Source organism: Ellagibacter sp. (assembly GCF_048412355.1).
In the GTDB taxonomy this organism is placed as follows: Bacteria; Actinomycetota; Coriobacteriia; order Coriobacteriales; family Eggerthellaceae; genus Ellagibacter.
This window is the reverse complement of sequence record NZ_DBFSAP010000031.1, coordinates 1-3,362: the sequence shown is the minus strand read 5'-3', so window position 1 is coordinate 3,362 and position 3,362 is coordinate 1. Positions and strand designations below refer to the sequence as shown.

3 protein-coding genes are annotated in these 3,362 nt (G+C 61.2%); 1 reads left to right on the top strand and 2 read right to left on the bottom strand.

Going from position 1 to position 3,362, the window contains the following annotated elements:
- Positions 1 to 269 precede the first annotated feature (269 nt).
- Positions 270 to 1,682 (top strand): alanine/glycine:cation symporter family protein, encoded by a 1,413-nt coding sequence (locus ACMRQN_RS04015; RefSeq protein ID WP_418733924.1) that lies wholly within the window; start codon positions 270 to 272, stop codon positions 1,680 to 1,682.
- Between the two features lie 129 nt (positions 1,683 to 1,811).
- Here ACMRQN_RS04015 and arsS read toward each other — a convergent pair whose 3' ends face one another.
- Together arsS and ACMRQN_RS04005 are read right to left on the bottom strand one after the other, a co-directional pair.
- A complete protein-coding gene (gene arsS / locus ACMRQN_RS04010; protein WP_418733923.1) occupies positions 1,812 to 2,798 on the bottom strand; it encodes an arsenosugar biosynthesis radical SAM (seleno)protein ArsS in 987 nt (328 codons plus the stop codon).
- Positions 2,799 to 2,876: 78 nt separating this feature from the next.
- Positions 2,877 to 3,215 carry an arsenosugar biosynthesis-associated peroxidase-like protein gene (locus ACMRQN_RS04005; protein ID WP_418733922.1) on the bottom strand — a complete coding sequence of 113 codons (339 nt, stop codon included), beginning with the start codon at positions 3,213 to 3,215 and terminating at the stop codon, positions 2,877 to 2,879.
- Positions 3,216 to 3,362 lie beyond the last annotated feature (147 nt).

The window sequence follows — 3,362 nt, the reverse complement described above, 5'->3', positions numbered from 1 at the left end:
CGGATGGGGCAGGTTGCCAGACTCCTTTACGAGAAGCAAGGCTCTCATCGGCCATGTCGGCAACCCTGCCCGCCAGAATCTGCATTGCATCCATAAGCATTCGATAAAAGGCTTAAAAATGCAACGACTTAAAGATAGGAGGAGCTATGGAGGACTTCCTGACATCGTTCTTCGTCGCTCCGTTCACCGGGCTGGCAACGGGAATTGCGAGCGCGACAAGCCCCCTGGACGTCATCGACGCCGTCGACGGCTTCGTGTGGGGCCCAATCATGATCTTGTTGCTGCTGTTCACGCACATCTTCATGACCGTCCGCACGGGCTTCATTCAGAGAAAGCTCGGCACGGGCATCAAGATGTCGGTCACCAAGGACGACCCTTCCGATGCAAGCGGCGACATCACTCAGTTCGGCGCGCTGACCACGGCTCTTGCCGCTACGATCGGCACCGGCAACATCGTCGGCGTGGGCACGGGTCTTCTGTTCGGCGGCCCGGGCGCCATCTTCTGGATGTGGATTACGGGCATCTTGGGCATTGCCACCAAGTACTCCGAGGTCTTCATCGGCGTGAAGTACCGCGTGAAGGACCACTCCGGCAAGATGCTCGGCGGCGCGATGTATGCGCTTGAGCGCGGCTTCAAGAACAAGAAGCTCGGTCGCATCCTCGCTATCCTGTTCGCCCTGTTCGCGTCGCTGGCAGCCTTCGGCATCGGCGCTTCCACGCAGTCGAACTCGCTTGCCGACGCCCTCTACAACACCTCGCTCGTCGACGGCAAGGCCATCCCGCAGTGGCTTGTGGGCGCAGTCGTCGTGGTGCTCGTCGCCATCGTCATCTTAGGCGGCATCAAGTCCATCTCGAAGGTGTGCGAGAAGCTTGTCCCCGTCATGGCGCTCTTCTATGTGGTGTGCTGCCTGATTATCATCGGCATCAACGGTCAGTACCTCGGCGAGGCGGTTCGCCAGATCATCGAAGGCGCGTTCACCCCCGCTGGTGCTGCCGGCGGCGCTGTTGGCTCGACGGTGACGCTCGCTTTGCAGTTCGGCTTCAAGCGCGGCATCTTCTCCAATGAGTCCGGCATGGGCTCTGCGCCGCTCGTTGCCGCTTCCGCCACCACGAAAAACCCCGCACGCCAGGCTCTCGTTTCCATGACCGGCACCTTTTGGGACACCGTCGTCGTGTGCCTCATCACCGGCCTCATGTTGATGACCACCCTGATCGCGAACCCGGAGCTTTCCACCGCCATCGCCAACGGCACCATCTCCTCCGGCGCGGGCCTTGCGACCGCCGCCTTCGAGAAAATCCCCGTATTCGGACCGTTGGTACTGCTAGTGGGCCTGCTCACCTTCACCTATTCCACCATCCTCGGGTGGAGCCAGTACGGCAACCGCGCGATCAGCTATCTGCTCGGGAAGAAGGCGGTGCTTCCATACTACATCGTGTTCCTGCTGTTCGTGTTCTGGGGCTGCATGATGGTCGGCGACGCGTCGAACAGCGCCGCGGTTTCCAATTTGAGCTCTACGGTGTGGGATTTCGCTGACGTGATGAACGCGCTCATGGCCATCCCGAACTGCATTGCGGTCCTCGGCCTGTCCGCCGTCGTCGCGCGCGAGACCAAGCACTATGTCTACGATGGCAATTTGGAGGAAGTCGACGACACCGAGATTCCGCAATACGACGAGAAATAGCAGCTTGCGCGAATAGCATCCTTGGTTGAGGAGTGCAGGCATCAAAAAGCCCTCGGCGCTTGCATTTCTGCAGGCAGGCCGAGGGCTTTGTGTCGTTGAGTGGCGTAAGACCTACGCCGTTGAGCCGCCTCAACTCGACCCCGATCCCGCGCAGCAGGCGTAGCAGTGGTTGCCGAAGCGAATTTCGCGCTTCAAAGGAATCGTCGGGTCCGCCGCCACATCCGCGATGGTGAGGCCGCTTTTGCAGGGCATGCCGACCGCCTGGTTGAAGTCGCAGTCGTACAGGGTACCGTCCCACGACACCGAAAGCTGCGTGCGGCACATCATCGCCGGGACGGTTTCCTCGTTGAAAGCCCCGATCAGCGTGTTCATATAGCGGTCCATGTTGTTCGTCTTGAGCAGTCGCTCGCCGAAGCGGCCGCCGGGTGCGTTGGTGATGGCGAACAGGTTGTCGAAGTCGATGTTGAAATCGGCCTTCAGCTTCGCCTTGTACTCCGCCTCGAGCGCTTTCTGCTCGGGCGGGAGAAACGCGCCGAGCGGGTTGAACACCAGGTCGAGCTCGAGCTTTTTGCCGCCGGGTCCGGCACCTTCGCCCTTGCCGTACCCAAGCGCGCACAGGCGCTGGAGCATCTCGATCGTCGGGTCGAAGGTGCCCGCGCCGCGCTGCTTCTCGGAAGTTTTCTTCACGTAATGGGGAAGCGACGCGATGACGGTGATACCCAGCTCGGCCCACAGCTCGGGAATGTGCTCGTAGCCGGGCTCCTTGCAGATGCTCAAGTTCGAACGCGTCATCACGCTTGCGCCCGCGCCGATGGCCTCGCGCAAGAACCACTCGTAGTTCGGGTTCATCTCGGGAGCGCCGCCCGTGACGTCGATCGTCTTGAAGCCGCGGTCACGGAAAACGGTAAGGCACTGCTCGAGCGTCTCGCGCGACATCTCCTCGGTGCGCGCGGGGCTCGATTCCACGTGGCAGTGCCTGCATGCCAGGTTGCATTTCAGCCCGATGTTGATTTGGAGCGTGTTGAGCGCGTTCTCGGTGAAGCGATATTCCCCCACGCGCTGCCAGAAGGGTGGAAAGGCGGCGAGCGCCTCGTTCACCTCTTCGATGTATCCCATGATCCTCCTCTCGTCTTTCTCGTAAAGCGAGGGCCCGGCGCGCTTCGCGACCAGGCCCTCGAAGGATACGCGATGAGGCTACATCTCGAGGTTCTCTACGATTTTCTTCATCTGCACGCCATGGGCGAGCGCCGCGCCGCCGCGGATCGCATTGACCACGTGGAAGGCCTCGGTCATCTGCTCTTCGGTGACGCCCTTCTGCAGGCAGGAGTTCGTGTAGGCGTCGATGCAGTACGGGCACTGCACGGCGGTGGCCACGGCGAGCGCGATGATGGACTTCTCGCGGGCGGTCAGCGCGCCCTCTTCGAACACCTTGCCGTAGTACGCCATGAAGAGGTCCCACAGCTCAGGGGCGCCTTCGCCAATTCCGTCGGCGGAGAATTTCGCGAGATCTGCCGGGTCGTAATACGTTTCCATGGGGAGCTCCTATCTTTTAGTTGTTGCATTTGGGAGCCGAATATCGAATGCTTTCAGATGCAATGCAGACTCTGGCGGGCAGGGATGCCGACATAGCGGCTGAGGCGCCGGGCGCGACCTCGCAAAGGAGAGTGGCATCCTGCCCCG

Coding starts and splice junctions, on each gene's coding strand:
- ACMRQN_RS04015 (WP_418733924.1), top strand. CDS start 270: ATGATCTTGTTGCTGCTGTTCACGCACATCTTCATGACCGTCCGCACG.
- arsS (WP_418733923.1), bottom strand. CDS start 2,798: ATGGGATACATCGAAGAGGTGAACGAGGCGCTCGCCGCCTTTCCACCC.
- ACMRQN_RS04005 (WP_418733922.1), bottom strand. CDS start 3,215: ATGGAAACGTATTACGACCCGGCAGATCTCGCGAAATTCTCCGCCGAC.